20 protein-coding genes and 5 tRNA genes are annotated in these 24,298 nt (G+C 47.5%); 5 read left to right on the plus strand and 20 right to left on the minus strand.

Features of this window, described 5'->3' with window-relative positions:
* Positions 1-20: 20 nt before the first annotated feature.
* From rpoC to rpsU, 17 genes are all read right to left on the minus strand, one after another.
* Positions 21-4,307, minus strand: a complete 4,287-nt coding sequence (rpoC, locus tag QUW60_RS09455; protein ID WP_258336726.1) for a DNA-directed RNA polymerase subunit beta' — start codon at positions 4,305-4,307, stop codon at positions 21-23.
* A gap of 81 nt (positions 4,308-4,388) precedes the next feature.
* Positions 4,389-8,201 (minus strand): DNA-directed RNA polymerase subunit beta, encoded by a 3,813-nt coding sequence (rpoB, locus tag QUW60_RS09460; protein WP_258336727.1) that lies wholly within the window; start codon positions 8,199-8,201, stop codon positions 4,389-4,391.
* 135 nt (positions 8,202-8,336) lie between these two features.
* Positions 8,337-8,714 (minus strand): 50S ribosomal protein L7/L12, encoded by a 378-nt coding sequence (rplL, locus tag QUW60_RS09465; protein WP_258336728.1) that lies wholly within the window; start codon positions 8,712-8,714, stop codon positions 8,337-8,339.
* Between the two features lie 74 nt (positions 8,715-8,788).
* Positions 8,789-9,304 carry a 50S ribosomal protein L10 gene (gene rplJ / locus QUW60_RS09470; RefSeq protein WP_258336729.1) on the minus strand — a complete coding sequence of 172 codons (516 nt, stop codon included), beginning with the start codon at positions 9,302-9,304 and terminating at the stop codon, positions 8,789-8,791.
* Positions 9,305-9,318: 14 nt separating this feature from the next.
* Entirely contained in the window at positions 9,319-10,020 is a 702-nt protein-coding gene (rplA, locus tag QUW60_RS09475; RefSeq protein ID WP_258336730.1) for a 50S ribosomal protein L1, read from the minus strand.
* A 16-nt stretch (positions 10,021-10,036) separates the two neighbouring features.
* Positions 10,037-10,480 (minus strand): 50S ribosomal protein L11, encoded by a 444-nt coding sequence (gene rplK / locus QUW60_RS09480; RefSeq protein WP_258336731.1) that lies wholly within the window; start codon positions 10,478-10,480, stop codon positions 10,037-10,039.
* Between the two features lie 60 nt (positions 10,481-10,540).
* Positions 10,541-11,083 (minus strand): transcription termination/antitermination protein NusG, encoded by a 543-nt coding sequence (gene nusG / locus QUW60_RS09485; RefSeq protein WP_258336732.1) that lies wholly within the window; start codon positions 11,081-11,083, stop codon positions 10,541-10,543.
* Between the two features lie 12 nt (positions 11,084-11,095).
* Entirely contained in the window at positions 11,096-11,293 is a 198-nt protein-coding gene (gene secE / locus QUW60_RS09490) for a preprotein translocase subunit SecE (RefSeq protein WP_258336733.1), read from the minus strand.
* Positions 11,294-11,309: 16 nt separating this feature from the next.
* A tRNA-Trp gene (locus tag QUW60_RS09495) sits at positions 11,310-11,382 on the minus strand.
* A 65-nt stretch (positions 11,383-11,447) separates the two neighbouring features.
* On the minus strand, positions 11,448-12,641 hold the full coding sequence (gene tuf, locus QUW60_RS09500; RefSeq protein WP_289560092.1) for an elongation factor Tu: 1,194 nt from the start codon (positions 12,639-12,641) through the stop codon (positions 11,448-11,450).
* A gap of 48 nt (positions 12,642-12,689) precedes the next feature.
* A tRNA-Thr gene (locus QUW60_RS09505) sits at positions 12,690-12,761 on the minus strand.
* Positions 12,762-12,782: 21 nt separating this feature from the next.
* Positions 12,783-12,855 (minus strand) — tRNA-Gly (locus QUW60_RS09510).
* Positions 12,856-12,864: 9 nt separating this feature from the next.
* Positions 12,865-12,947, minus strand: a tRNA-Tyr gene (locus tag QUW60_RS09515).
* A 53-nt stretch (positions 12,948-13,000) separates the two neighbouring features.
* A tRNA-Thr gene (locus tag QUW60_RS09520) sits at positions 13,001-13,074 on the minus strand.
* 92 nt (positions 13,075-13,166) lie between these two features.
* On the minus strand, positions 13,167-13,466 hold the full coding sequence (gene hpf, locus QUW60_RS09525; protein WP_258336735.1) for a ribosome hibernation-promoting factor, HPF/YfiA family: 300 nt from the start codon (positions 13,464-13,466) through the stop codon (positions 13,167-13,169).
* Between the two features lie 17 nt (positions 13,467-13,483).
* On the minus strand, positions 13,484-14,365 hold the full coding sequence (locus tag QUW60_RS09530) for a tyrosine-type recombinase/integrase (RefSeq protein WP_258336736.1): 882 nt from the start codon (positions 14,363-14,365) through the stop codon (positions 13,484-13,486).
* A 71-nt stretch (positions 14,366-14,436) separates the two neighbouring features.
* Positions 14,437-14,628 carry a 30S ribosomal protein S21 gene (rpsU, locus tag QUW60_RS09535; protein WP_258336737.1) on the minus strand — a complete coding sequence of 64 codons (192 nt, stop codon included), beginning with the start codon at positions 14,626-14,628 and terminating at the stop codon, positions 14,437-14,439.
* A gap of 169 nt (positions 14,629-14,797) precedes the next feature.
* Here rpsU and QUW60_RS09540 point away from each other — a divergent pair, with 169 nt between their 5' ends.
* Together QUW60_RS09540 and QUW60_RS09545 are read left to right on the plus strand one after the other, a co-directional pair.
* Complete coding sequence (locus QUW60_RS09540) at positions 14,798-16,576, plus strand: aminopeptidase P family protein (RefSeq protein ID WP_289560096.1); 1,779 nt, start codon at positions 14,798-14,800, stop codon at positions 16,574-16,576.
* Between the two features lie 38 nt (positions 16,577-16,614).
* Positions 16,615-17,136: a gamma carbonic anhydrase family protein gene (locus QUW60_RS09545; RefSeq protein ID WP_258336739.1), complete on the plus strand. Its 522-nt coding sequence runs from the start codon at positions 16,615-16,617 to the stop codon at positions 17,134-17,136.
* A gap of 82 nt (positions 17,137-17,218) precedes the next feature.
* Here the strand turns inward: QUW60_RS09545 and QUW60_RS09550 are convergent, their stop codons facing one another.
* Positions 17,219-18,244 carry a threonine aldolase family protein gene (locus QUW60_RS09550; RefSeq protein ID WP_289560098.1) on the minus strand — a complete coding sequence of 342 codons (1,026 nt, stop codon included), beginning with the start codon at positions 18,242-18,244 and terminating at the stop codon, positions 17,219-17,221.
* Positions 18,245-18,622: 378 nt separating this feature from the next.
* On the opposite strand from QUW60_RS09550, the gene QUW60_RS09555 reads away from it, so the two are divergent.
* Both QUW60_RS09555 and QUW60_RS09560 read left to right on the plus strand, forming a co-directional pair.
* Positions 18,623-19,225 (plus strand): hypothetical protein, encoded by a 603-nt coding sequence (locus tag QUW60_RS09555; protein WP_258336743.1) that lies wholly within the window; start codon positions 18,623-18,625, stop codon positions 19,223-19,225.
* Between the two features lie 4 nt (positions 19,226-19,229).
* A complete protein-coding gene (locus QUW60_RS09560) occupies positions 19,230-19,523 on the plus strand; it encodes a winged helix-turn-helix domain-containing protein (protein WP_289560100.1) in 294 nt (97 codons plus the stop codon).
* Positions 19,524-19,563: 40 nt separating this feature from the next.
* Here the strand turns inward: QUW60_RS09560 and QUW60_RS09565 are convergent, their stop codons facing one another.
* Both QUW60_RS09565 and QUW60_RS09570 read right to left on the minus strand, forming a co-directional pair.
* Positions 19,564-20,286, minus strand: a complete 723-nt coding sequence (locus QUW60_RS09565) for a response regulator transcription factor (RefSeq protein ID WP_289560102.1) — start codon at positions 20,284-20,286, stop codon at positions 19,564-19,566.
* Between the two features lie 139 nt (positions 20,287-20,425).
* Positions 20,426-21,805 carry a sensor histidine kinase gene (locus tag QUW60_RS09570; protein WP_289560104.1) on the minus strand — a complete coding sequence of 460 codons (1,380 nt, stop codon included), beginning with the start codon at positions 21,803-21,805 and terminating at the stop codon, positions 20,426-20,428.
* 111 nt (positions 21,806-21,916) lie between these two features.
* Between QUW60_RS09570 and QUW60_RS09575 the strand changes: the two genes are divergently transcribed.
* Positions 21,917-24,202: an outer membrane beta-barrel family protein gene (locus QUW60_RS09575; protein ID WP_289560106.1), complete on the plus strand. Its 2,286-nt coding sequence runs from the start codon at positions 21,917-21,919 to the stop codon at positions 24,200-24,202.
* The last annotated feature ends 96 nt before the right edge of the window (positions 24,203-24,298 follow it).

Raw genomic sequence — 24,298 nt, forward strand, 5'->3', positions numbered from 1 at the left:
TAATATCTCATTTCAGATTATTATTCTACTTCACTATAATCCAAAACATTCTTCTTATTGGCCAAAATGCGGTCGTATTCTTCTTTAGAGCCGACCACAATCTTGTCAAATTCACGCTGTCCTGTTCCTGCAGGAATCAAATGACCGCAAATCACGTTCTCTTTCATACCCTCCAGTTTATCAACCTTACCGTTTATCGCTGCTTCATTCAGCACTTTCGTCGTTTCCTGGAATGAAGCTGCAGACATGAAGCTTGAAGTCTGCAATGCAGCACGCGTAATACCCTGCAGAATCTGAGTTGACGTTGCAGGAATTGCATCACGCACTTCAACCAGTTTCAGGTCGCGGCGTTTCAGCATACTGTTCTCGTCACGGAGCTTGCGAGCTGTCACAATCTGACCCGGCTGCAGAATCTGAGAGTCACCGGCATCAACAACCACTTTCTTGCCCCAAATCCGGTCGTTCTCTTCATTGAATTCGATGCGGTCGACAATCTGCTGTTCCAAGAAGCGTGTGTCACCCGGTTCGTCAATCTGAACCTTACGCATCATCTGGCGGACAATGATTTCAAAGTGCTTGTCGTTGATCTTTACACCCTGCAAACGGTATACATCCTGAATTTCATTCACAATGTATTCCTGAACGGCTGTAGGACCTTTAATAGCCAGAATGTCGGCTGGAGTAATGGCACCGTCAGACAACGGAGTACCGGCACGCACATAATCGTTCTCCTGAACCAGAATCTGCTTGGACAAAGCAACCAGATACTTCTTCACATCGCCAGCCTTCGACGTAACGATGATTTCACGGTTACCGCGCTTGATCTTGCCCATCGTTATCTCTCCGTCGATTTCTGAAACGACAGCCGGATTAGACGGATTGCGCGCTTCGAACAATTCGGTTACACGCGGCAGACCACCGGTAATATCACCAGCCTTACCGACTGCACGAGGAATCTTGACAAGAATATCTCCGGCCTTAACCGTCTGTTTATCTTCCACAACAACATGGCCGCCCACAGGCAAGTTGTATGTACGGAGCGAGTTGCCGTTTTCATCCAGAATATGCAGCGACGGAATCTTTGACTTATCTTTAGACTCGGTGATAATAATTTCACGCAAACCGGTAGCCTCATCCGACTCAACCTTATACGTTACATTTTCGATTACCGCCTCAAAGTCAATCTTACCTGAAGCTTCTGTCACAATCACAGCATTGAACGGGTCCCACTTGGCAATCAGCTTGCCCTTTTCAACAACTTCACCGTCGGAAGCGTATAGTTTCGAACCGTAAGGCACATTGTGAGTTGACAGGATAATGCCTGTATTGACATCCACAAAACGAACCTCGGCCAAACGTCCGACTACAATCTTAACCGGTTCGCCTGTTTCTTCAACAGCGTCCACCGTACGCAGTTCTTCAAACTCCAGACGTGAATCATTCTTCGCCACGATGCTTGCATTGGCAGCCATGTTGCCTGCGATACCTCCGGCATGGAAAGTACGCAATGTCAACTGAGTACCCGGCTCACCGATAGACTGTGCAGCGATAACGCCCACGGCCTCACCTTTCTGAACCATACGGCTTGTTGCCAGGTTACGTCCATAGCACTTAGCACAAACACCCCGCTTCGATTCGCAAGTCAACACAGAACGGATTTCAACGCTTTCAATCGGAGATTTCTCGATTTCTTCTGCGATGGCTTCCGTGATTTCTTCACCGGCTGCGACAATCAGCTTGCCAGTTGTCGGATGAATAATATCATGTACAGAAACACGGCCGAGGATGCGTTCGTATAACGTAGCAATCACCTCATCGTTGTTTTTCAGAGCTGTGCATACCAGTCCGCGCAACGTACCGCAGTCTTCTTCGTTGATGATGACATCATGCGAAACATCAACAAGACGACGAGTCAGATAACCGGCATCGGCTGTTTTCAATGCGGTATCGGCAAGACCCTTACGGGCACCGTGAGTAGAAATAAAGTACTCAAGCACCGACAGACCCTCCTTAAAGTTAGAAAGGATCGGGTTCTCGATAATCTGTGCACCTTCAGCTCCGGCTTTCTGCGGCTTGGCCATCAATCCACGCATACCCGACAACTGACGGATCTGCTCTTTAGAACCACGGGCACCGGAGTCCAGCATCATGAATACCGAGTTGAAACCTTGGTCATCTTCCTTAATAGTCTTATACAGAATATCTGACAAATCACTGTTAACATGTGTCCATGTATCGATAACCTGATTATAACGTTCGTTATCGGTGATGAAACCCATGTTGTAGTTCATCATGATCTGCTCGATTTCTTCGTTACCTCTCTTGATCAGATCTTCCTTCTCTTTCGGAATGATAATATCGCCCAAGTTGAACGACAAGCCGCCTTCGAATGCTTTCTGATAACCCAGGTTCTTGATTCCATCCAAGAATTCACATGCGCGTGCAACACCGACTTTCTTGATTACATCGCTGATGATATCACGCAATGACTTCTTAGAAATAATCGTATTCAGATAACCGCACTCATCAGGAACAAGCTGGTTGACAATAACACGTCCAACAGACGTTTCTTTAATCAGCTTCTTGACGATATTGCCGTCTTCATCAAGGTCATTGGCAACTACGCTGATAATGGCATGAATGTCAACCTTTCCTTCATTGTAAGCAATCATCGCTTCTTCCGGGCCATAGAAAATCAATCCTTCACCCTTTGCGCCCTTACGCAGTTTGGTAATGTAATACAGTCCCAATACCATATCCTGTGCCGGCACAGTGATAGGCGCACCATTTGCAGGATTCAAGATGTTATGCGACTGCAACATCAGCAATTGAGCTTCCAGTACAGCCTCGTTGCTCAAAGGCAGGTGAACAGCCATCTGGTCACCGTCGAAGTCGGCGTTAAATGCCGTACAAGCCAACGGATGCAGCTGAATAGCCTTGCCTTCAATCATCTTCGGCTGGAATGCCTGGATACCCAGACGGTGCAGTGTCGGAGCACGGTTAAGCAACACCGGATGCCCCTTCATCACATGTTCAAGAATATCCCAAATAACAGGCTCCTTCCGGTCAACTATCTTCTTGGCTGATTTTACAGTCTTCACGATACCGCGTTCTATCAGCTTACGGATAATGAACGGCTTGTACAATTCGGCAGCCATCAGTTTCGGAATACCGCATTCACCCATCTTCAATTCAGGGCCAACAACAATAACCGAACGCGCTGAATAGTCGACACGCTTACCCAACAAGTTCTGACGGAAACGTCCCTGCTTACCTTTCAGGCTGTCTGACAAAGACTTCAACGGACGGTTTGCATCTGTCTTAACAGCACTTGATTTACGGGAGTTATCGAACAAGGAATCAACGGCTTCCTGCAGCATACGCTTTTCATTACGCAAGATAACTTCAGGTGCCTTAATCTCGATCAACCGTTTCAAACGATTATTACGGATTATCACGCGACGATACAAATCGTTCAAGTCAGATGTAGCGAAACGTCCGCCGTCCAAAGGAACCAACGGACGCAGTTCAGGCGGAATAACCGGAACAATACGCACAATCATCCATTCAGGCTTATTGCGACCACGTGACGCGCGGAATGATTCTACAACCTGCAAACGTTTCAACGCTTCGTTTTTACGCTGCTGCGAAGAATCATTGTTCGCCTTATGGCGAAGCTCGTACGACAGAGCGTCCAGATCCAATCCTACCAGCAGGTCATAAATGGCCTCGGCACCCATCTTAGCGATAAACTTGTTCGGATCTGTATCTTCCAAATACTGATTGTCCTTCGGAAGTGTATCCATAATGTCCAGATACTCTTCTTCAGACAGCAAGTCGTATTTATTAATGCCGTCTTCAGCCTTCACACCCGGCTGAATCACTATATAGCGTTCATAATAAATGATAGCATCCAGTTTCTTTGTCGGCAAGCCCAACAAATAGCCGATCTTATTCGGCAATGAACGGAAATACCAGATATGAGCAACAGGTACAACCAGTTGAATATGTCCGCTGCGTTCACGACGAACTTTCTTTTCCGTCACTTCAACACCACACCGGTCACACACAATTCCTTTATAACGGATACGCTTGTATTTACCGCAATGGCACTCGTAGTCTTTCACCGGACCGAAGATACGTTCGCAGAACAAACCGTCGCGTTCAGGTTTGTAAGTACGATAATTGATTGTTTCCGGTTTCAGCACTTCACCATATGAATTTTCAAGGATCTCCTCCGGTGAAGCCAGACCGATAGTAATCTTCGAGAAGTTACTTTTTATCTTGGTATCTTTTCTAAAAGCCATACTTTATATTTTATAATAAAATGAAGAATTTAAATCATGAAGAACAAGGAGCAAGTCCGGACCTTGTTCTCCACTTGTAGATTATTCCAGGGTTATGCTCAAGCAAAGGCCTCTCAGTTCATGCAACAGCACATTCAAAGACTCAGGAATACCCGGAGTAGGCATCGGCTCGCCCTTAACGATTGCTTCGTATGCCTTAGAACGTCCTACGACATCATCCGACTTAATGGTAAGGATTTCCTGAAGAATGTGAGCAGCACCGAAGGCCTCGATTGCCCAAACCTCCATTTCTCCAAAACGCTGTCCACCGAACTGTGCCTTACCTCCAAGAGGCTGCTGAGTAATCAGAGAGTACGGACCGATAGAACGTGCGTGCATCTTGTCTTCAACCATATGACCCAGTTTCAACATATAAGTCACACCTACAGTTGCAGCCTGGTCAAACTGTTCACCTGTACCGCCATCATACAAATAAGTCTTGCAATAGCGAGGCAACCCTGCCTTATCTGTCCACTTGTCCAGATCGTCCAATGTTGCACCGTCAAAAATCGGAGTAGCAAACTTCACTCCCAGTTCTTTTCCGGCGCGTCCAAGTACGGCTTCGAATATCTGACCGATATTCATACGCGAAGGCACACCCAACGGGTTCAGCACGATATCAACCGGCGTTCCGTCAGCCAAGAACGGCATATCCTCCTGGCGAACAACTCGAGATACGATACCCTTGTTACCGTGACGACCCGCCATTTTATCGCCGACACCGATTTTACGCTTCTTGGCAATATACACTTTGGCCATCTGAATGATGCCGGAAGGAAGTTCATCACCGATTGTCAGCGCAAACTTCTTACGCTTCAGCTCTGCATCAAGTTCTTTGAACTTCTTCAGATAATTCATAACCAGGTCACGGATCATATCATTCTTATGAGCATCGTTTGTCCACTTGCTCAACTGAATAACGGTATAATCCAGCGGTTCCAGATCATGCTTTGTAAATTTGGCGCCCTTGGCTATGACTTCCACACCCAGATAATCCTTAACACCTTGGGAAACCTTATCGGCCGTCAGTACCAGCAATTTGTTGACAAGTATTTCCTTCAGTGCTGCGGCTTTTTCTTTAAATTCATCCTCCAATTTGGGAAGAATTGCCTTATCAGCATTTTTCTCACTGCGGGTTTTGATAACACGCGAATAAAGTTTCTTATCAATAACCACACCTCGCAGCGAAGGAGAAGCTTTCAGCGAAGCATCTTTTACATCACCGGCCTTATCGCCAAAAATCGCACGAAGCAACTTTTCTTCCGGCGACGGATCAGACTCACCTTTCGGAGTAATCTTTCCTATCAGGATATCGCCCGGCTCAACACGCGCTCCGATACGAATAATACCGTTTTCATCCAAATCCTTGGTTGCCTCCTCGCTCACATTCGGAATATCAGAAGTCAACTCTTCCATTCCACGTTTTGTTTCGCGAACTTCCAGAATATATTCATCCACGTGAACAGAAGTCAGGATGTCTTCACGAACCATACGCTCGTTCAGCACAATGGCATCCTCATAGTTGTATCCTTTCCACGGCATATAAGCAACAAGCAGATTCTTGCCCAAAGCCAACTCACCGTCAGCTGTCGAATAGCCTTCTGTTAGGATATCACCTTTCTTCACGCGCTGTCCCTTGCTGCAAATCGGACGCAGGTCAATCGTCATACTCTGGTTGGTTTTGCGGAATTTCGGTATGCGATATTCCTTCAACGCAGGCTCAAAGCTGACAAATTCTTCATCATCCGTACGGTCATACAGAATGCGGATTGTTGTAGCGTCTACAAAATCAATAACTCCGTCACCCTCCGCAGCAATCTGTGTGCGCGAATCTTCACACAACTGCTTTTCAATGCCGGTTCCTACAATAGGAGCCTCGGTTCTCAACAGAGGAACAGCCTGGCGCATCATGTTCGATCCCATCAATGCACGGTTAGCATCGTCATGTTCCAAGAACGGAATCAAAGAAGCTGCGATTGAAGCAATCTGCTGAGGAGAAACATCCATCAAGTCAACTTGATCAGGAGCAACAACCGGGTAATCCGCATCACGGCGGGATTTAACCTTATTCCGCACAAACGAACCGTCATCATTCAACGGTGCATTACCCTGTGCAATAATCTTATCTTCTTCTTCTTCAGCAGAAAGATACTCAATGCCTTCCGGTGAAAGATCAACTACTCCATCCTTAACCTTCCGGTATGGAGTCACGATAAATCCGAGGTCGTTAATCTTTGCATAGACACACAAAGAAGAAATCAGACCGATATTCGGACCTTCAGGAGTTTCAATCGGACACAGACGTCCATAATGGGTGTAATGCACGTCACGCACCTCAAATCCGGCACGGTCACGCGACAAACCACCAGGACCCAATGCAGACAAACGACGTTTGTGAGTGATCTCTGCCAACGGATTGGTCTGGTCCATAAACTGAGATAGAGCATTTGTTCCAAAGAATGAATTGATCACAGAAGAAATAGTCTTCGCATTGATCAAATCAATCGGAGTGAACACCTCATTGTCGCGTACATTCATGCGTTCGCGAATGGTACGTGACATACGAGCCAAGCCTATCGCAAACTGATTTGACAACTGTTCGCCTACAGTACGCACACGACGGTTGCTCAAATGATCGATATCATCAACATCCGCCTTCGAGTTAATCAGCTCTATCAGATATTTGATGATTTCGATAATATCTTGTTTCGTCAATACTCTGACATCCATAGGCGTATCGAGATTCAATTTCTTATTGATACGATAACGGCCTACATCACCCAAATCATAACGCTTTTCAGAGAAGAACAAGTTATTGATAACTTCGCGTGCGCTTGCATCATCGGCCGGATCTGCATTTCGCAACTGACGGTAGATATACAGCACGGCCTCCTTCTCAGAGTTGCTCGGGTCTTTCTGCAAAGTATTGAAGATGATGGAATAATCTGAAGAATTAGCTTCTTCATTATGAACGAGGATGTTCTGGACGCCAGATTCAAGAATCAGGTCGATGTGTTCAGGCTCGATAACCGTTTCACGGTCGATGACAACCTCGTTACGTTCGATAGAAACAACTTCACCCGTATCTTCATCAACGAAATCTTCCGTCCATGTTTTCAGCACACGAGCCGCAAGCTTGCGCCCCACGATTTTCTTCAGATTCGTTTTGGTTACCTTAACGTCCTCTGCAAGATTGAAGATTTCAAGTATATCCTTGTCATTTTCAAAGCCTACAGCTCTCAACAACGTTGTAACCGGCAACTTCTTCTTGCGGTCAATATAAGCATACATGACATTGTTTATGTCAGTTGCAAACTCAATCCAGGATCCCTTAAACGGAATAATACGCGCAGAATACAGCTTGGTTCCATTCGCATGGATACTCTGTCCAAAGAATACGCCCGGCGAACGGTGCAGCTGAGAAACGACAACTCGCTCAGCGCCATTGATGACAAAGGTTCCTTTCGGAGTCATATAAGGAATCGGTCCCAAATACACGTCCTGAATCACCGTGTCAAAGTCTTCGTGATCGGGGTCTGTACAATAAAGCTTCAATTTGGCTTTCAAGGGAACACTATAAGTCAATCCACGTTCCAGACAATCATCAATGGTATAGTGAGGCGGATCGATATAGTAGTCAAGGAACTCGAGCACGAAGTTATTGCGTGTATCAGCAATCGGGAAATTTTCCGCAAAAACCTTATACAAGCCATCGTTTTTTCGTTTTTCGGGCGGGGTATCTAACTGTAAAAAGTCATGGAAAGACTTCAACTGCACTTCCAGAAAATCCGGATAGTTCATCGGATTCTTTACGGAAGCAAAATTAATTCGTTGATTTTGAGTTTCTGAAGACATCTGTATGAAGTTTTTATAAAATATTTTCAACCAGACAATGAATAAATATCCGGCGAACTTAATATAGACACAAAAAGGTTAAGAATCCCCGAACAGGGAGATTCTTAACCGAAGTACCTGACTAACAGGCTAATGTTATTTAAGTTCGATTTCTGCTCCAGCTTCTTCCAAAGTCTTCTTCAAAGATTCAGCTTCGTCTTTAGCCAAACCTTCTTTCAAAGTGCTGGGAGCACCGTCAACCAAGTCTTTAGCTTCCTTCAAGCCAAGACCGCAAGCTTCCTTCACAGCCTTAACAACCTGCAGTTTAGCTGCACCTGCGCTCTTCAAAACAACATCAAATGAAGTTTTTTCTTCAGCAGCAGCTGCACCAGCAGCAGCAGGACCAGCAGCAACAGCTACGGCTGCAGCAGCAGGTTCAATACCATATTCTTCTTTCAGGATAGTTGCAAGTTCATTAACTTCTTTTACTGTCAAGTTAACTAATTGTTCTGCAAAAGCTTTCAAATCTGCCATTTTTGTATGAATTTAATTGTTTGTTACTTTTTAATAATTAATGGTTTGAGTGTTTTCAGTTCAAGCACAACGCATCATTCCGCACGTTCGGCCAAAGTCTGAAGAACTCCATGAATGGTGTTTCCACCAGACTGAAGAGCTGAGATGACATTCTTTGCCGGAGATTGCAGCAAAGCCACGATTTCGGCAATAACCTCGTCCTTGCTCTTGATAGTCGCGAGAGCTTCCAGTTGTTCAGCACCCACATAGAAGCCTTCTTCTGCATAAGCAGCCTTCAGAGAAGGAACTCCTTCTTTATATTCTTTCAACAGTTTTGCCGGAGCATTAGCTGTTTCACAGAACATTACAGAAGTCGTACCTTTCAAGGAATCGAACAACGGTGAATAATCAACATCCAAGCTCATCAAAGCCTTGTGAAGCAATGAATTCTTCACAACTACCAGCTTAATACCAGCATTAAAACATTTCCGGCGGAGCTCGCTTGTTGCAGCTGCATTCATTGCAGTCGTGTCAACCAGGTAGAAATGTCCATACTGCTTAACAGCATCAGCCAACTGGCTGATAACAACGCCTTTATCTTCCTTTCTCATGATTTCCTCCTGCTTTAAATTGTTTCGTCTACAGTTTTAGGGTCTACTTTAATTCCCTTACTCATAGTACTTGAAAGATAAATGCTCTTGATATAAGTACCTTTAGCTGCAGCAGGTTTCAGTTTAATGATAGTAGCAATAAATTCTTTGGCATTATCACGAATCTGATCAGCAGTGAAAGAAACTTTTCCGATTGAAGTGTGAACGATACCGCTCTTGTCAACCTTAAAGTCAATCTTACCCTGCTTAACCTCTTTAACAGCCTTAGCCACGTCCATAGTTACGGTACCGCTCTTCGGGTTAGGCATCAATCCGCGAGGACCGAGAATACGGCCGAGAGCACCGATTTTACCCATAATAGACGGCATTGTGATGATAACATCAACGTCAGTCCATCCACCTTTGATCTTTTCAATATATTCGTCAAGACCTACATAGTCAGCACCGGCTTCCTTAGCAGCAGCTTCAGCGTCAGATGTACACAAAGCGAGCACACGAACTTGCTTACCAGTTCCGTGAGGAAGAGCAACTACGCCTCTCACCATCTGGTTAGCTTTACGAGGGTCAACTCCCAAGCGCACGTCTATATCTACCGAAGCGTCGAATTTAGTAAAAGTAATTTCTTTTACCAAATTAGCAGCTTCTTTAAGTGAGTATGCTTTCCCTGCTTCAATCTTACCTGCAGCCAACTTTTGATTTTTTGTCAGTTTACCCATTGTCAATTGAAGTTAATTAATTATTACCCGGGAAGTCACCTTTTACAGCGATACCCATACTTCTAGCTGTTCCTGCCACCATTGACATGGCAGCTTCGATAGTAAAGCAGTTCAAGTCAACCATCTTATCTTGAGCAATAGCGCGAATCTGATCCCATGTCAGTTCAGCAACCTTCTTGCGGTTAGGTTCAGCGGAACCGCTCTTAATCTTGGCAGCCTCGAGCAACTGGATAGCTACAGGAGGAGTCTTGATGATAAAATCGAAAGACTTGTCTGAGTAGTAGGTAATGATTACAGGCAATACCTTGCCCGCCTTGTCCTGGGTTCTGGCGTTGAATTGCTTGCAAAACTCCATGATATTGATACCCTTGGAACCCAAAGCAGGTCCTACGGGAGGAGATGGATTTGCAGCGCCTCCTTTAATCTGTAATTTGATTTGTCCAGCAACTTCTTTAGCCATTTTCTTATGAAATTTTTATATAAGTATTTAACGAAGGGAACTTTGTACGTAACAAATACATCATTCCTTTTCTACATCCGCAAAGCCTAACTCGAGCGGTGTTTTCCGACCGAATATTTTGACCATAACCTTCAGCTTGCGCTTTTCCGTATTCACTTCTTCAATGAGGCCACTGAATCCGCTGAACGGACCGACACTAACTTTCACTGTTTCTCCAACGGTATAAGGAATATTGATTTCCTCTCCGCTTTCCTGCAGTTCATCTACCGTACCCAGAATCCGACTTACTTCCGATTGCCTGAGGGGGACTGGATGATCCATTCCTCCAAGGAAACCGATCACGTTCGGTGTATTCCTCAAATGATGGGCAACTTCACCCACCAAAGCGGCCTCCACCAAAACATAACCAGGGAGATAAGTTCTCTCCTTCACAATTCTTTTGCCATTGCGAACCTGATAGATCTTTTCGGTCGGAATCAATACCTGAGATACATAGTCACCAAGGTTACCGTGCTTGATATCAGCATCAAGATACTCTTTCACCTTGCTTTCCTTACCACTTACGGCACGCAGCACGTACCATTTCTTTTCAATCTCAGACATCTTAAAAACTTATTAATAGTGCGGATAGATAACGTCCTCCATAAGGAACTGGAAGGCAGAATCCATTATAAAAACAACGAGTGCAATGAGAAGGGAAGCTGTCAAAACAACCACTGCACTACTTGAAAGCTGCGAACGGTTAGGCCATGAAACTTTATGGACCAGTTCGTCATAAGATTCTTTGCAATACTTCGTTATCTTTGTAAACATATTCTTTTAATTTTAGCACGGGAAGAGAGACTCGAACTCCCGACACTCGGTTTTGGAGACCGATGCTCTACCAACTGAGCTATTCCCGTAAAAATAGTTCCCGAATTTATTTTTCGGGAACTATCGTATCATTCGGTTAAATAACCATCAATAATTAGTCAAGGATTTCAGTGATCTGACCAGCACCTACTGTACGTCCACCTTCACGGATAGCGAAACGCAGACCTACGTTCAATGCAACCGGGTAGATCAAATCTACAGTGATAGTTACGTTATCACCCGGCATCACCATATCTGTTCCTTCCGGCAAAGTGATTTCACCTGTACAGTCCATAGTACGCAGATAGAACTGAGGACGGTAGTGGTTGTGGAACGGAGTGTGACGGCCACCTTCTTCTTTCTTCAGGATATAAACCTCAGCTTTGAACTTAGAGTGAGCTTTAACCTGTCCCGGATGGCACAGAATCATACCACGCTTGATTTCGTTCTTGTCGATACCACGGAGCAACAGACCTACGTTATCACCAGCTTCGCCTTCGTCCAAAATCTTACGGAACATTTCAACGCCAGTTACAACAGACTTCTTGTCTTCGCCCAAGCCCAGGATTTCAACTTCATCACCAACCTTTACACGGCCAGCTTCGATACGACCTGTAGCAACAGTACCACGACCAGTGATAGAGAATACGTCTTCAACCGGCATCAAGAACGGTTTGTCTACATCACGCGGAGGCAGAGGAATCCAGTTATCAACAGCATCCATCAGTTCGATAACCTTGTCTTCCCATTCCTTAACACCATTCAATGCACCCAGAGCAGAACCGCGGATAATCGGAGTGTTGTCACCATCATAGTCATAGAAAGAAAGCAATTCACGCATTTCCATTTCTACCAGTTCCAACATTTCCTCATCGTCAACCATATCACACTTGTTCAAGAATACAACCAAGCGCGGTACGTTTACCTGACGAGCCAACAGAATATGTTCACGAGTCTGAGGCATCGGACCATCAGTTGCAGCAACTACAATGATCGCACCATCCATCTGAGCAGCACCAGTAACCATGTTCTTTACATAGTCAGCGTGTCCCGGACAGTCAACGTGAGCATAGTGACGATTAGCAGTTTCATACTCTACGTGAGAAGTATTGATGGTGATACCACGTTCCTTTTCTTCGGGAGCGTTGTCAATCTGATCGAAAGACTTGATTTCGTCAGCTTTAGTGAAACCTCTTTCTGCCAATACCTTAGTAATAGCGGCAGTCAAAGTTGTCTTACCGTGGTCTACGTGACCAATCGTACCAATGTTCACATGCGGTTTGGTGCGTTCAAATTTCTCTTTAGCCATAGCTTTACTTATTTTTATTTGATTAATAATCAGCTTTACAAATCCACGAGCTGTTACCGGGACTTGAACCCGGGACCTCTTCCTTACCAAGGAAGTGCTCTACCGCTGAGCTATAACAGCAAAAAAAAGAAGAAGAAAAAGAGCGGAAGACGGGACTCAAACCCGCGACCCTCAGCTTGGAAGGCTAATGCTCTATCAACTGAGCTACTTCCGCAAATTCAAGTGGGCAAAGATGGATTCGAACCACCGAAGGCGTAAGCCAGCAGATTTACAGTCTGCCCCATTTGGCCACTCTGGTATTTGCCCCACTCTCAAAGAACATCCGGCATTGAAACACCTTTTGTTTCCTCTTCTTGTTGAGCCTCTTGTCGGATTCGAACCAACGACCCCGAGATTACAAATCACGTGCTCTGGCCAACTGAGCTAAAGAGGCTTGATTTTTAAAATTTTGCAGCCGCCTTTCACGACTTAGCGGCTGCAAAGTTAGGTATTATTTTTTAATCACAAAACATTTTCGTGACTTTTTTACTTACCCTGCTGTTTTTCTTTCGCTTTCAGCAATTGTTTAGACAGTGCATCCATGCACACGTCTATTGATTCTTCGAATGTATCACTTACTTTTTCTGCGTAAAACTCTGAATTGAGCGCCAAGACACGCACTCCGGCCTCCTTGTTCATAGCCGTTTCAGGTTTCACAACTTTCAAAGACACCTCTACTTTCTTTATATTATCGCAAAATCTCTCGAGCTTTTCCGCCTTCTTCTGAATAAAGGCTTCCAGTTTTTCAGACGCATCGAAATGAATGGATTGAATTCTTACTTCCATAATTACCTCCTCTTTCTTTAGGCTCTGGGATGAGCTTGTTTATAAACTTTTTTTAATTCTTCAAAAGTCGTATGCGTATAGACCTCCGTAGTGGTCAGGCTCTCATGTCCCAGCAACTCCTTCACCGCTTCCAAGTTGGCTTGATTGTTCAGCATGGAAGTAGCAAAGGTATGCCTAAGCACATGCGGGCTCCTTTTCTTCAACGTTACAACTTTCGACAGGTTCCGTTTCACTATAAGCCTCACCGTTCCAGGAAGCATTGCCCTTCCGTCCTTACGGACAAAAAAAGCCTCACATTTCCCGTCACAGCTTTCGTTCCTCGCCTCCACATAGGCTTTCATATCTTCCCTCAGCTCCTCACCGAAAGGGATCAGCCTTTGCTTGTTTCTCTTTCCAGTCACCTTTATCACTCCCGCCGAGAAATCCACGTCCTTGTCAGCCAGCCCCACAAGTTCAGACAACCGCATCCCCGTCGAATAGAACATCTCTATAATCATACGGTCACGCACTCCTAAAAAGCCTTCGCCGAAATCCGTTTCATCAAGCAAACGGGCCATATCGGCTTCTTTCACAAAAACGGGAAGCGGCTTCCTCTTTTTAGGACCGGCAATCTTCAGCATAGGGTCAACACTGACAACGCCTTTCCTCAGCAAATAATGATAAAAAGACCGCAACGAACTCAGCTTTCTGTTCACTGAAGAAGCCGTATAGCCTGCATCCATCAGCGAAACCACCCAATTGCGGATAACATCAGCATCCACCGTCCGGTAGTCCAGAGCCTCGTCCATGTTTTTAAAGAACTCCTCAAACTTAACCAAATCCGTACCATACGAAAGCACCGTATAGTCCGAATAGTTCCGTTCATAGCGGAGATACCTTAAAAAAGATTCTTTCAGCATAGAAACATCGCTTATATTCAGCAACGAATATATGAAAAAGAATTCAATAATTCAAGAATTTTGCGGAATTATTATTCTTCGTTCTGACGCATTTTTTGTACATAGATGGCATGTTCCATCTTAAGTCTCTTTTTAACAGACGGTTTGTCGTACTGCTGTCTGTTTCTCAGTTCTTTAATTACACCTGTTTTTTCAAATTTTCTTTTGAATTTCTTCAGCGCCTTTTCAATGTTTTCGCCTTCTTTTACTGGTACAATAATCATGTTTTTTTAAAATTAAAGATATGTTGTTATTAAATATTTCCGGCAGTTAATCGCGGCGCAAAATTACACATACTTTCTTTATCCACAAAACTTTCCGGCATATTTTATAAAAAATCACACAGAAATGCTAACTTTGTATACCTTAATACATTAAAAACAGTTACACATCATGAAACATATCATTACAGAGCGTGTCGCCGCCTTGAGAAAAGTCATGCTGTCGCAGCACGTCGACGCTTTCATTGTGTCGAGCACCGACCCTCATTCGGGAGAGTACGTACCTGCCCATTGGGAATGCAGGAAATGGATATCAGGCTTTACCGGCTCAGCAGGGACGGCGGTCATCACCGCAGACCAATGCGGGCTATGGACTGATTCGCGTTATTTTTTGCAGGCTGAAGAACAATTGGAGGGCACAGAATATACCTTATTTAAAGACCGGCTGCCAGAAACTCCGTCCATCCCTCAGTGGCTGGGTTCGCAGCTCTCGCCCCACGGACGCATCGGGATTGACGGTACTGTAAATACGCTGGACGAAACCGAAATGCTGAAATCTGCAGTCGCAGCATATGGTCTGGAAGTCGTTTCCATTCCCGATCCTTTTGAGGTCCTATGGACCGACCGCCCATCCATACCCTTGAACCGCCCCTTCATCCTGCCTTTGTGCTATGCCGGCGAATCATGCCAGAGCAAGCTGGCAAGAATACGCGAAAGCATACACGGCAACGGTGCAGAAGGAGTGCTTCTTTCAGCACTCGACGAAATAGCCTGGACGCTCAACCTGAGAGGGGACGACGTACATTGCAACCCGGTCTTTGTAAGCTACCTGCTTATCACCGCCAATGATGCCACATTGTTCATACACCCCCAAAAGCTCACCGAAGAAACGCGCCAATACCTTGCCGCCAACAATATCAACACCCAAGACTACAATCAGGTTACAGAAGCGCTGCTGAACTATAAAGGACGAAACATCCAGATTTCTGATTCTGCCAACTATGCGCTCTATCAAGCAGCATCCGCCTGTACAACCGTCATCCGAAAGCCATCACCGGCACTTTGCCTGAAGGCAATCAAAAACGAAACAGAGATCGAGGGATTCCGCTCAGCCATGAAACGCGACGGAGCTGCTATGGTCAAATTCCTCATATGGCTGAAAAACGCCGTAAGAAACGGAGAGGAAACAGAAAAGAGCATTGACCGGAAGCTGTTTGAGTTCCGCGCACAGCAGGATTTGTTTAAAGGCATCAGTTTTGATACCATTGCAGGCTATCAAGAACATGGAGCCATCGTACATTATGAGGCAACCGAGGAATCGGCCTCTACACTGAAACCCGAAGGACTGCTATTGCTGGACAGCGGGGCGCAATACCTGGACGGAACAACCGATATCACACGGACAATCGCACTTGGACCGGTTACAGAGGAACAGAAAAAGGACTACACGCTGGTATTGAAAGGCTTCATCTCCTTGTCGATGGCTGAATTCCCGTACGGAACCTGCGGCACGCAACTGGATGCCTTTGCCCGCCAGTTCATGTGGAAGGCAGGCATCAACTACGGACATGGCACGGGGCATGGAGTCGGACATTTTCTGAACGTCCATGAAGGACCGCACCAATTCCGCATGAATCATGTGCCGGCTCTTCTGCTGCCCGGCATGACCATAACGAACGAACCGGGAATCTATAAAGCGGGACGCCACGGAGTGCGGACGGAAAACACCATGCTCATCGTGCAAAGCCAGCGCACGGAGTTTGGAGATTTCTACAAGTTCGAACCGCTCACCCTCTGCCCCATTGACAAAGAGGCGATTCATGCCGAAATGCTGACAGACGAAGAAAAAGGATGGCTGAACAAGTATCACCGGCAGGTTTACGAGCTGCTCTGCCCTATGCTGAACGCAGAAGAACAGGCATGGCTGAAACAGGCAACAAGTGCGATATAATTCACAGTTCAAATAACTTTCAACCGGAAAAGAATAAAATGGCTTTAATAAAATCTGTAAGGGGATTCACCCCACAAATCGGAGAGAACTGCTATCTGGCAGAGAACGCTACGATCATCGGAGATGTGATTATCGGAGACCAATGCAGCATCTGGTTCAACGCCGTACTGCGAGGAGATGTCAATTCCATCCGAATCGGCAACCGCGTAAACATACAGGACGGAACGGTGCTTCACACCTTATTCGAGAAGTCTACCGTTGAACTGGGAGATGACGTTTCCATCGGACACAATGTCACCCTCCACGGTGCGCACGTAGGCAACAATGCGCTTATAGGCATGGGAGCCACGCTGCTCGACAACGCCGTTGTGGGTGAAGGAGCCATTGTAGCCGCCGGCGCATTGGTTCTCGCAAACACAATCATCGAACCATACACGCTTTGGGGAGGGGTGCCGGCGCATTTCATCAAGAAAATAGACCCGGAACAAAGCAAAACGCTCAACCAACGCACGGCCCACAATTATCTGACCTACGCCGCCTGGTTTAAAGAAGATAAATGACGCCATGCTCTCCCCGAAACAGCCAAGCCGCTGAGGACGGACGGGCAAATCCCGGAACTTCTCGCGGCTTTGGCATTTAAACTCACAGCAAAGAGAGCAGTTCTTCTACATCCTCTTCGCGCGTAGCCCAACTGGTAGCAATGCGGACAACCGTATGATCAGCATCTGCCTTTTCCCAGATGCCGAAACTGACATGTCCGGACAACGCAGAAAGACGGCTGTTTTCAAGCACCACAAACAATTGATTGCTTTGAGGGACCGCATAAAACCGATATCCTTTCTTTTCCAGGCAGGCTGCAATGCGGTCGGCCATCTCGATGCCGTGACGGGCAATCTTCAGATACAGTCCGTCCGTAAACAATGTATCAAACTGCAGGCCGAGCAAACGCCCTTTTGCCAAGAGCACGCCACGCTGCTTGATGATCGTATTGAACTGCTTCACGAAGCCCGGGCGGGGAATCACCACCGCTTCGCCAAACAAGGCTCCCACTTTGGTACCTCCTATATAGAAAATATCACACAAAGACGCAATGGCTTCGAGCGTCACATCTGTTCCATGAGCGGCCAAGCCATAACCCAAACGCGCGCCGTCAAGAAACAAGGGAATATGATGCTTGCGGCATACGGACGACAACGCCTCCAATTCGTCCAGACGATAAAGCGTCCCGTATTCCGTGGGATGAGAGATATACACCATACCCGGCGCCACCATATGATCCCAGCTGGCATCCGAGTAGAAATCAGCTATATAACGGTCGGCCTCCGCCGCATCCAGCTTGCCTTCGTGCGAAGGAAGCGCAAGCACCTTGTGTCCTCCAGCCTCCACAGCACCCGCTTCATGCACATTGATGTGGCCCGTAGCAGCCGCAATCACCCCTTCATACGGACGAAGCATGGCCGTAATCACCGTCGCATTGGTCTGCGTGCCTCCCACCATAAAATGTATCTCCGCCTCAGGGCATCCGCACGCTTTCCGGATCTTCTTCTTCGCCGATTCACAATACGCATCAGTCCCGTAGCCTGAAGTTTTCTCCATATTCGTTTTTACCAGCCGCTCCAAAATCAACGGATGCGCGCCTTCCATATAATCACTGTCAAAATACTGCATACAAAGGACGAATTTATTTCAATATTATAGGATTTTCCACTAATTCTTATCGCAATGGCAGACAGGACCAAACAAATAAATGCTTCTGCCCCGCACCTGCCGGCAGATCAAGCCTGCCTCACCAGTTTATAATCTTCTGCCACCCATTTCTCGAAACGCTGCATGTCTGCCAGACAAAATGTCTTCAGATTCTTCATCGGAGTGCAACTGCAAAGATAAAAAACATTTCACGGATTCTTTTAAAAAAAACGCCTCGCTATTTGGTTTATAAAATAAACTTATTTATCTTTGTTGCAAAAGAACAGGCAATGACGCGCGGTGCCTGTTTTTTTAGACATAGATAGTTTATAAAATAAACCAATTAAAAAAGTAAAGATTATGGAAGACAGAAAAATCAACGAACGGGAAAGTCTGGAACTCATATCCGACATGATCAGAAAGACAAAGAAGGGAACCACCATGAAGAAGGACTACAACACCTTCCTCATATACGGCTATACCGCCCTGATTACCGCAATAATCACATGGGTAACCGTACATTTCACCGGAAGAGGAGAAGCCATGTTCACATGGTTTGCCATGTTCATACCTTATATTGCCAACACCTTCTTCCGCAAAAGTTCCAAACCTGAAGTGACAACCTATATCGACAGCATGCTGGGCAATATATGGAAAGTTATCGGGAGCATGTTCATATTCACGGTAATCGCAATTGTGCTCATCGGAGTCCTCACCCATGTCATGAACTTCTCGATAATGATGCCGCTTTCGCTCATCTATGCCGGCATAGGCACATCCATGACAGGGCTTGTGATAAAGGAGAAGGCCTTTATCTGGACACCTCTCGCAGGATTGCTTGCCGCCGTATACATGCTCACGGAAGGCTGGTGCCATAATTTCTGGAACATCCTTTTCGGGATGTCATTTCTTGTATTCATGATCATACCGGCGCATATAGCCAGAAACAAAATCAAAGAATAACAATATGAGAGGGCTTGACCCATTGCTGCACTCCCAGCTGCGCCTTGCCGTGGTGTCGCTCCTGCTTTCCGTTGAAGAGGCTGACTTCAGCTATCTCAAGGACAAGACACAGGCCACCTCCGGCAATCTGAGCGTGCAGATAGACAAATTGTCTGAGGCCGGATACATCGAAGTGAGGAAAGAGATAATCGGAAAGAAACCGCGCACATCGTGCCGCCTGACCGACAAGGGCAGGGATGCGCTGAACGAATACGTAAGTACGCTGAAAGAATATCTCGGAGGAATGCTGGACAAATGACAAGAGAAACGGACACCGCGCAGGCACGGAAACCGGACTTTTACGGCTCCGTACCTGCGTGCGTCCGGCCAGCCTCCAGCATCAGTCCCACGCCTTTCACCGTCTTCAGACGAACATCCGGATCGCCCGAAAGCATCTTGCGGAGGCGGGACACGAAGACATCGAGGCTGCGCGAAGCAAAATAGTCGTCTTCGGTATCCCAAAGGCGGGAGAGTATCACCTCGCGCCGCACCACATGCCCCTGTCCCTCACAAAGAATCCGGAGCAGACCGGACTCACGGACGGTCAGTTCCCGGTCGGGCTGACCCTCCTGATGCAACACGCTGCGCTCTGCATCAAACACATACGACTTGCCGATCCGGAAGAAAGTATCCGCACGCTCCGGCTCCCTTGCATGAGTCAGCCTCAGCAGAGCCTTGATGTGTGCGTCCAGCTCTTCGGGAAGAAAGGGCTTCTTCACATAGTTGTTCACTCCGATTTCATACCCTTTCACCACATCCTTGGGCGACACACGGCCCGAAGTGAACAGAATCGGGATGCACGCATCGGACTCACGGATGCGGCGCACCATTTCATATCCGTCCATCACCGGCATTTCAATGTCGGAAACAATCACTTCCGGCTTCCAGCTTTTCCACTTCCGGATTCCTTCCTGCCCGTCGGAAGCGGTTTCCACCTCATAGCCGCCTATCATGTCTTCCAGTCCGCCTTTAATGATATAGCACAGATTGGCATCGTCTTCCACTAACAAAACCTTGGTCATAGTTGTCATTTTTTATCTTTTCCCGACACCTCAAGCGTATCACTCCAGTGAAGAGATCGTATCACTAGAGTGAAGAGATCGCATCACTTCAGTGAAGCAATCGTATCACTGGAGTGATACGATAAAGACAACGGGACATTCACTCATTCTTGTCCGATAATTCTTCCCCTTCCGACGGCAGGTAAAGCGAAAATAGGCTGTATTCTCCTTCAATGCTTTCCACCTCTACCCGTCCGCCATGTGCCTCTGCCACACGGAGCACATAATTGAGTCCCAGGCCGAAGCCCGGAGCACCTCCGTTCCGGCTCCTCGCCGTGGCCGAAGCGCGTTCGTACTTCTCGAATATCCTGGCCTGTTCCTTGAACGGAATGCCGAATCCGTTATCCCGTATGCCGATGCGGACCATGCCGTCCAACGCCTCTGAAGTGAAGCAGATTTCCACCTGCCCTCCCGAGTATTTCACGGCATTGTCTATCAGGTTGCTCAACGCCTCTTTCAGAAACTCCTCGTCGGCATACACGGTTTCCGCCTCCAGTTTCCACACATAATCGATCCGCTTCTCCGACTTTGCCCTGTATTTCTCGGCAAGATCCTCCAGCATCGGACGCAGGCTGCACTCCGTCTTTACGAGCTTCAGCTGGTGGTTCTCCAGCTTGGAAAGCGTCAGCACCTTGTTGGTAAGGCTGAGCAGATGGTCTCCTTCCTCTTTCAGGATACGGAAATACCTGGCACGCTTTTCCGGCTGATTATCCAGCCGTCCGGTTTCGAGGATGCGCGTGCCCATCACGATGGAGCTGAGCGGTGTCTTCATATCGTGTATCATGGCATACGAAAAGTCCTCGCGCATCTTCGCCACCTTGTCCTGCCGGATGATGACACGTATCTGCCACACGATGCACCACACCAGCACACCGATAATCAGCACCGTGGCTATCAGCACGAGAAGCATACGCCGGGCGATGATCCAGTACGGATTGGTGATGATGCCCTGCACGAAACGCGCATTCTCGAAGTCGAGCACCAACGGTTCGGTCTTCAGGACACCGCCCGGATGCAGCTCCTTCCCCTCCGAACTGCGGAGCACCTGTCCCGTGGAATCAACGATACATGATGCCACATCGGCACGGATACCTGCCGAATCAAGCAGATGAGCATAGATGGAGTCGAGCGATGGAAGCGATATGTCCATATGAACCTCCGAATGAATGAAATCCTGCAGGCTGGTATGTATGTTCGACATCAGCCACTTGTTCGGCATCCCCTGCATGACAGAGTAGGATGTATCCACTTCAAACTTCATCGCCAGAATGGTATCACGCGCTCCGAACATCCGCCTCTTGTAGCTTCCCATCCGGTCGAACGCCTCTTCCAGCGAGGCTTCCCTGAACACTTCGTTCGCCTTCATCCACAGGCTCTCTTCCGCCATCCGGTAGGAATTGGAAAGCCACACATATTGAAGCTCGGCAATCGCCAGCAGGGCGATGAAGGCTATCCAGCGGATATATTTTACATCTTTCATAAGCAAATCTCCATTAACGTTACGTTAACCTTGGCCTTAACATAGAAAGCGGAAAGGGCTTCCTACATTTGCAGCATCAAAGGTAAAGAAATAAATCAAAAACATACAGACATGAAAACATCTTTTTTGCTTGGCATTTTGCTTACTGCAGGAGCCGGAACGGATCTTTCTGCACAGACTCTCACGGGCAAGGTTACCGACATGGCACAAAAGCCGGTGGATGCGGCTACCGTGATACTCCAGCTTGCCGACTCTACGTTTGCCGATGCCGCTATCACCGACACGGCGGGAGTGTTCAGCTTCAATGCCTGCCCGGAACATTACCGCCTCATCGTGCAGCACATGCTTTATCAGACGATGGAACGGGAAGGAAGCGGTGAAGATGCAGGCACATTCACTCTCACACCGAAAGACTATGCGCTGGAAGAAGTGGTGGTGAAAGGGGAACGCCCGCTGGTGAAGGTGGAAGGAAGCAGGCTGACCTACGACATGCCCCGGCTGACCGCAAACCGCCTCGTAACCAATGCCTACGAAGCGCTTCTCCAGCTTCCGGGGGTGATGGAGAAGGACGGATTGCCCAGCCTTGCCGGAACCGGAAGCCTCAGCATCGTATTGAACGGAAAGCCTTCGTCAATGACCGAAGAACAATTGATTTCTCTCTTAAAGAGTATGCCGGCCTCGCGCGTGGAACGGGCGGAGGTGATGTACAGCGCTCCTCCCCAATACCATGTGCGCGGTGCCGCCATCAACCTCGTGCTGAAAGGCTACAAGGCAGGCGAAGGAGGACTGCAAGGGGAAGTGAACGGGAGCTATATCCAAAAGGACGAAGGCGGAGGAAACGGCGGAGCGGCACTGACCTGGCTCTCGGAGAAATGGGACGCAGACGTGATGTACAATCTCAAGGATGAGTATGTCCGCCAGGGATTCGACTTCTCGGCCTTGCACACGGTGAAGGACAAAACGCACGACATCCGCCTTTCGGACAACGGGGAAATACGGAACCTCACCCACACCTTCCGTGCGGGAGCCACCTACAGGCCGGACGAGAAGAACAGTATCAGCCTGAGCTACACGGGGAGCATCAGTCCGGACCGAAAATCATACATGGACGCATGGGGAAACGTGACAGACTCACACAATGACAAGCGGAGCGATGTCCGGCTCCACAATGCTTCGCTGAACTACACTTCAGGATTCGGGCTGAGTGCCGGAGCTGACTATACCTATTATGGGAACAAAGACTCGCAGAACTTTTCCGATACGGATGCCGGAGGAAGCATCACCGCTTTCAGAAGCGATTCGCGCCAGCGCATCGACCGGTGGAAAGTGTATGCCGACCAGAGCCATGCACTCCCCGAAGCATGGAAGCTGAACTACGGCGCCGCATTCACCTATGTGAATGACCGGAATTCGCAGCTTTATGACCTTCCCGAAATGACCGGACTGAACAACGAGAGCCGCATCGACGAATATACCTATAATCTGTATGCCGGATTCGAAAAGGCTTTCAATCCGCAATGGAGCCTCAGCGCATCGGCCGCGGTAGAGTATTACAGGATGACGGACTACAAGAAATGGGCGGTCTATCCCAACCTTTCGCTCAACTACATGCCTTCTGCCTCACACGTTCTCCAGCTATCGTTCAGCTCAGACAAGACTTATCCGGACTACTGGACACTGAGCGGCACAACCAGTTATCTGAACGGATACCAAGTCTCTGAAGGCAACGCATACCTGCGTCCCTATGCCGACTATACCGCTTCCCTGACCTATATAATGAAAAGCAAATACATCTTCCAGGCGTCATACAGCTATGTGCCCGACTATTTCATGCAGATGACTTATCTCGACTCCGACGAACTGAGGGCCGTATATAACTTCCAGAACTGGGACTTCATCAAGCTGCTGACCTTTACCGCCGTCATTCCGTTCAAGGCCGGCGCATGGTGGGACAGCCGTCTGACGCTGAACGCGCAACTGAAACACGACAAGGCAAGCCATTATTATGATGCGCCTTTCGACAACAGGCGATGGGCTGGCATCGGACAATGGACAAACACCTTTACGCTGAGCCGACATCCGGACATCCGGCTGGAAATCTCGGCATTCGGACAGACAGGCATCATACAGGGAAGCTACCGCAGCGGTGCCATCGGCTATGTGGATGCCGCCTTGCGCTATACGTTCGCAGGTGACAAGGCGATGATTCAGGTGAAGGGCACCGACCTCTTCAACGGATTGAACCACATTGACATCAGATCACGCAACGGCAGCCAGCATTTCGACATGAATGTAAGGAGCTATGCGCAAAGTTTCTCCGTAGCATTCAGCTACAAGTTTGGAGGCTACAAAAAGAAAGCCACAAAGGATATAGACACTTCCCGCTTCGGAATGTAGACACCGGCCCTCAAAGGCGCGACGCACGGAACGTGCTGCATAAAGCGGCAGAATCATTCCGCCTTCGCGCCTTTGCGCTCAAAAAGAGCGAGAAAC

Origin of the sequence: Bacteroides gallinaceum, from assembly GCF_030373775.1 — a bacterium.
Taxonomy (GTDB): Bacteria; Bacteroidota; Bacteroidia; order Bacteroidales; family Bacteroidaceae; genus Phocaeicola; species Phocaeicola excrementipullorum.

Bases quoted from the DNA above. Each gene is read 5' to 3' on its own strand.
- rpoC (WP_258336726.1), bottom strand. From the start codon at position 4,307: ATGGCTTTTAGAAAAGATACCAAGATAAAAAGTAACTTCTCGAAGATT.
- rpoB (WP_258336727.1), bottom strand. From the start codon at position 8,201: ATGTCTTCAGAAACTCAAAATCAACGAATTAATTTTGCTTCCGTAAAG.
- rplL (WP_258336728.1), bottom strand. From the start codon at position 8,714: ATGGCAGATTTGAAAGCTTTTGCAGAACAATTAGTTAACTTGACAGTA.
- rplJ (WP_258336729.1), bottom strand. From the start codon at position 9,304: ATGAGAAAGGAAGATAAAGGCGTTGTTATCAGCCAGTTGGCTGATGCT.
- rplA (WP_258336730.1), bottom strand. From the start codon at position 10,020: ATGGGTAAACTGACAAAAAATCAAAAGTTGGCTGCAGGTAAGATTGAA.
- rplK (WP_258336731.1), bottom strand. From the start codon at position 10,480: ATGGCTAAAGAAGTTGCTGGACAAATCAAATTACAGATTAAAGGAGGC.
- nusG (WP_258336732.1), bottom strand. From the start codon at position 11,083: ATGTCTGAGATTGAAAAGAAATGGTACGTGCTGCGTGCCGTAAGTGGT.
- secE (WP_258336733.1), bottom strand. From the start codon at position 11,293: ATGTTTACAAAGATAACGAAGTATTGCAAAGAATCTTATGACGAACTG.
- tuf (WP_289560092.1), bottom strand. From the start codon at position 12,641: ATGGCTAAAGAGAAATTTGAACGCACCAAACCGCATGTGAACATTGGT.
- hpf (WP_258336735.1), bottom strand. From the start codon at position 13,466: ATGGAAGTAAGAATTCAATCCATTCATTTCGATGCGTCTGAAAAACTG.
- QUW60_RS09530 (WP_258336736.1), bottom strand. From the start codon at position 14,365: ATGCTGAAAGAATCTTTTTTAAGGTATCTCCGCTATGAACGGAACTAT.
- rpsU (WP_258336737.1), bottom strand. From the start codon at position 14,628: ATGATTATTGTACCAGTAAAAGAAGGCGAAAACATTGAAAAGGCGCTG.
- QUW60_RS09540 (WP_289560096.1), top strand. From the start codon at position 14,798: ATGAAACATATCATTACAGAGCGTGTCGCCGCCTTGAGAAAAGTCATG.
- QUW60_RS09545 (WP_258336739.1), top strand. From the start codon at position 16,615: ATGGCTTTAATAAAATCTGTAAGGGGATTCACCCCACAAATCGGAGAG.
- QUW60_RS09550 (WP_289560098.1), bottom strand. From the start codon at position 18,244: ATGCAGTATTTTGACAGTGATTATATGGAAGGCGCGCATCCGTTGATT.
- QUW60_RS09555 (WP_258336743.1), top strand. From the start codon at position 18,623: ATGGAAGACAGAAAAATCAACGAACGGGAAAGTCTGGAACTCATATCC.
- QUW60_RS09560 (WP_289560100.1), top strand. From the start codon at position 19,230: ATGAGAGGGCTTGACCCATTGCTGCACTCCCAGCTGCGCCTTGCCGTG.
- QUW60_RS09565 (WP_289560102.1), bottom strand. From the start codon at position 20,286: ATGACCAAGGTTTTGTTAGTGGAAGACGATGCCAATCTGTGCTATATC.
- QUW60_RS09570 (WP_289560104.1), bottom strand. From the start codon at position 21,805: ATGAAAGATGTAAAATATATCCGCTGGATAGCCTTCATCGCCCTGCTG.
- QUW60_RS09575 (WP_289560106.1), top strand. From the start codon at position 21,917: ATGAAAACATCTTTTTTGCTTGGCATTTTGCTTACTGCAGGAGCCGGA.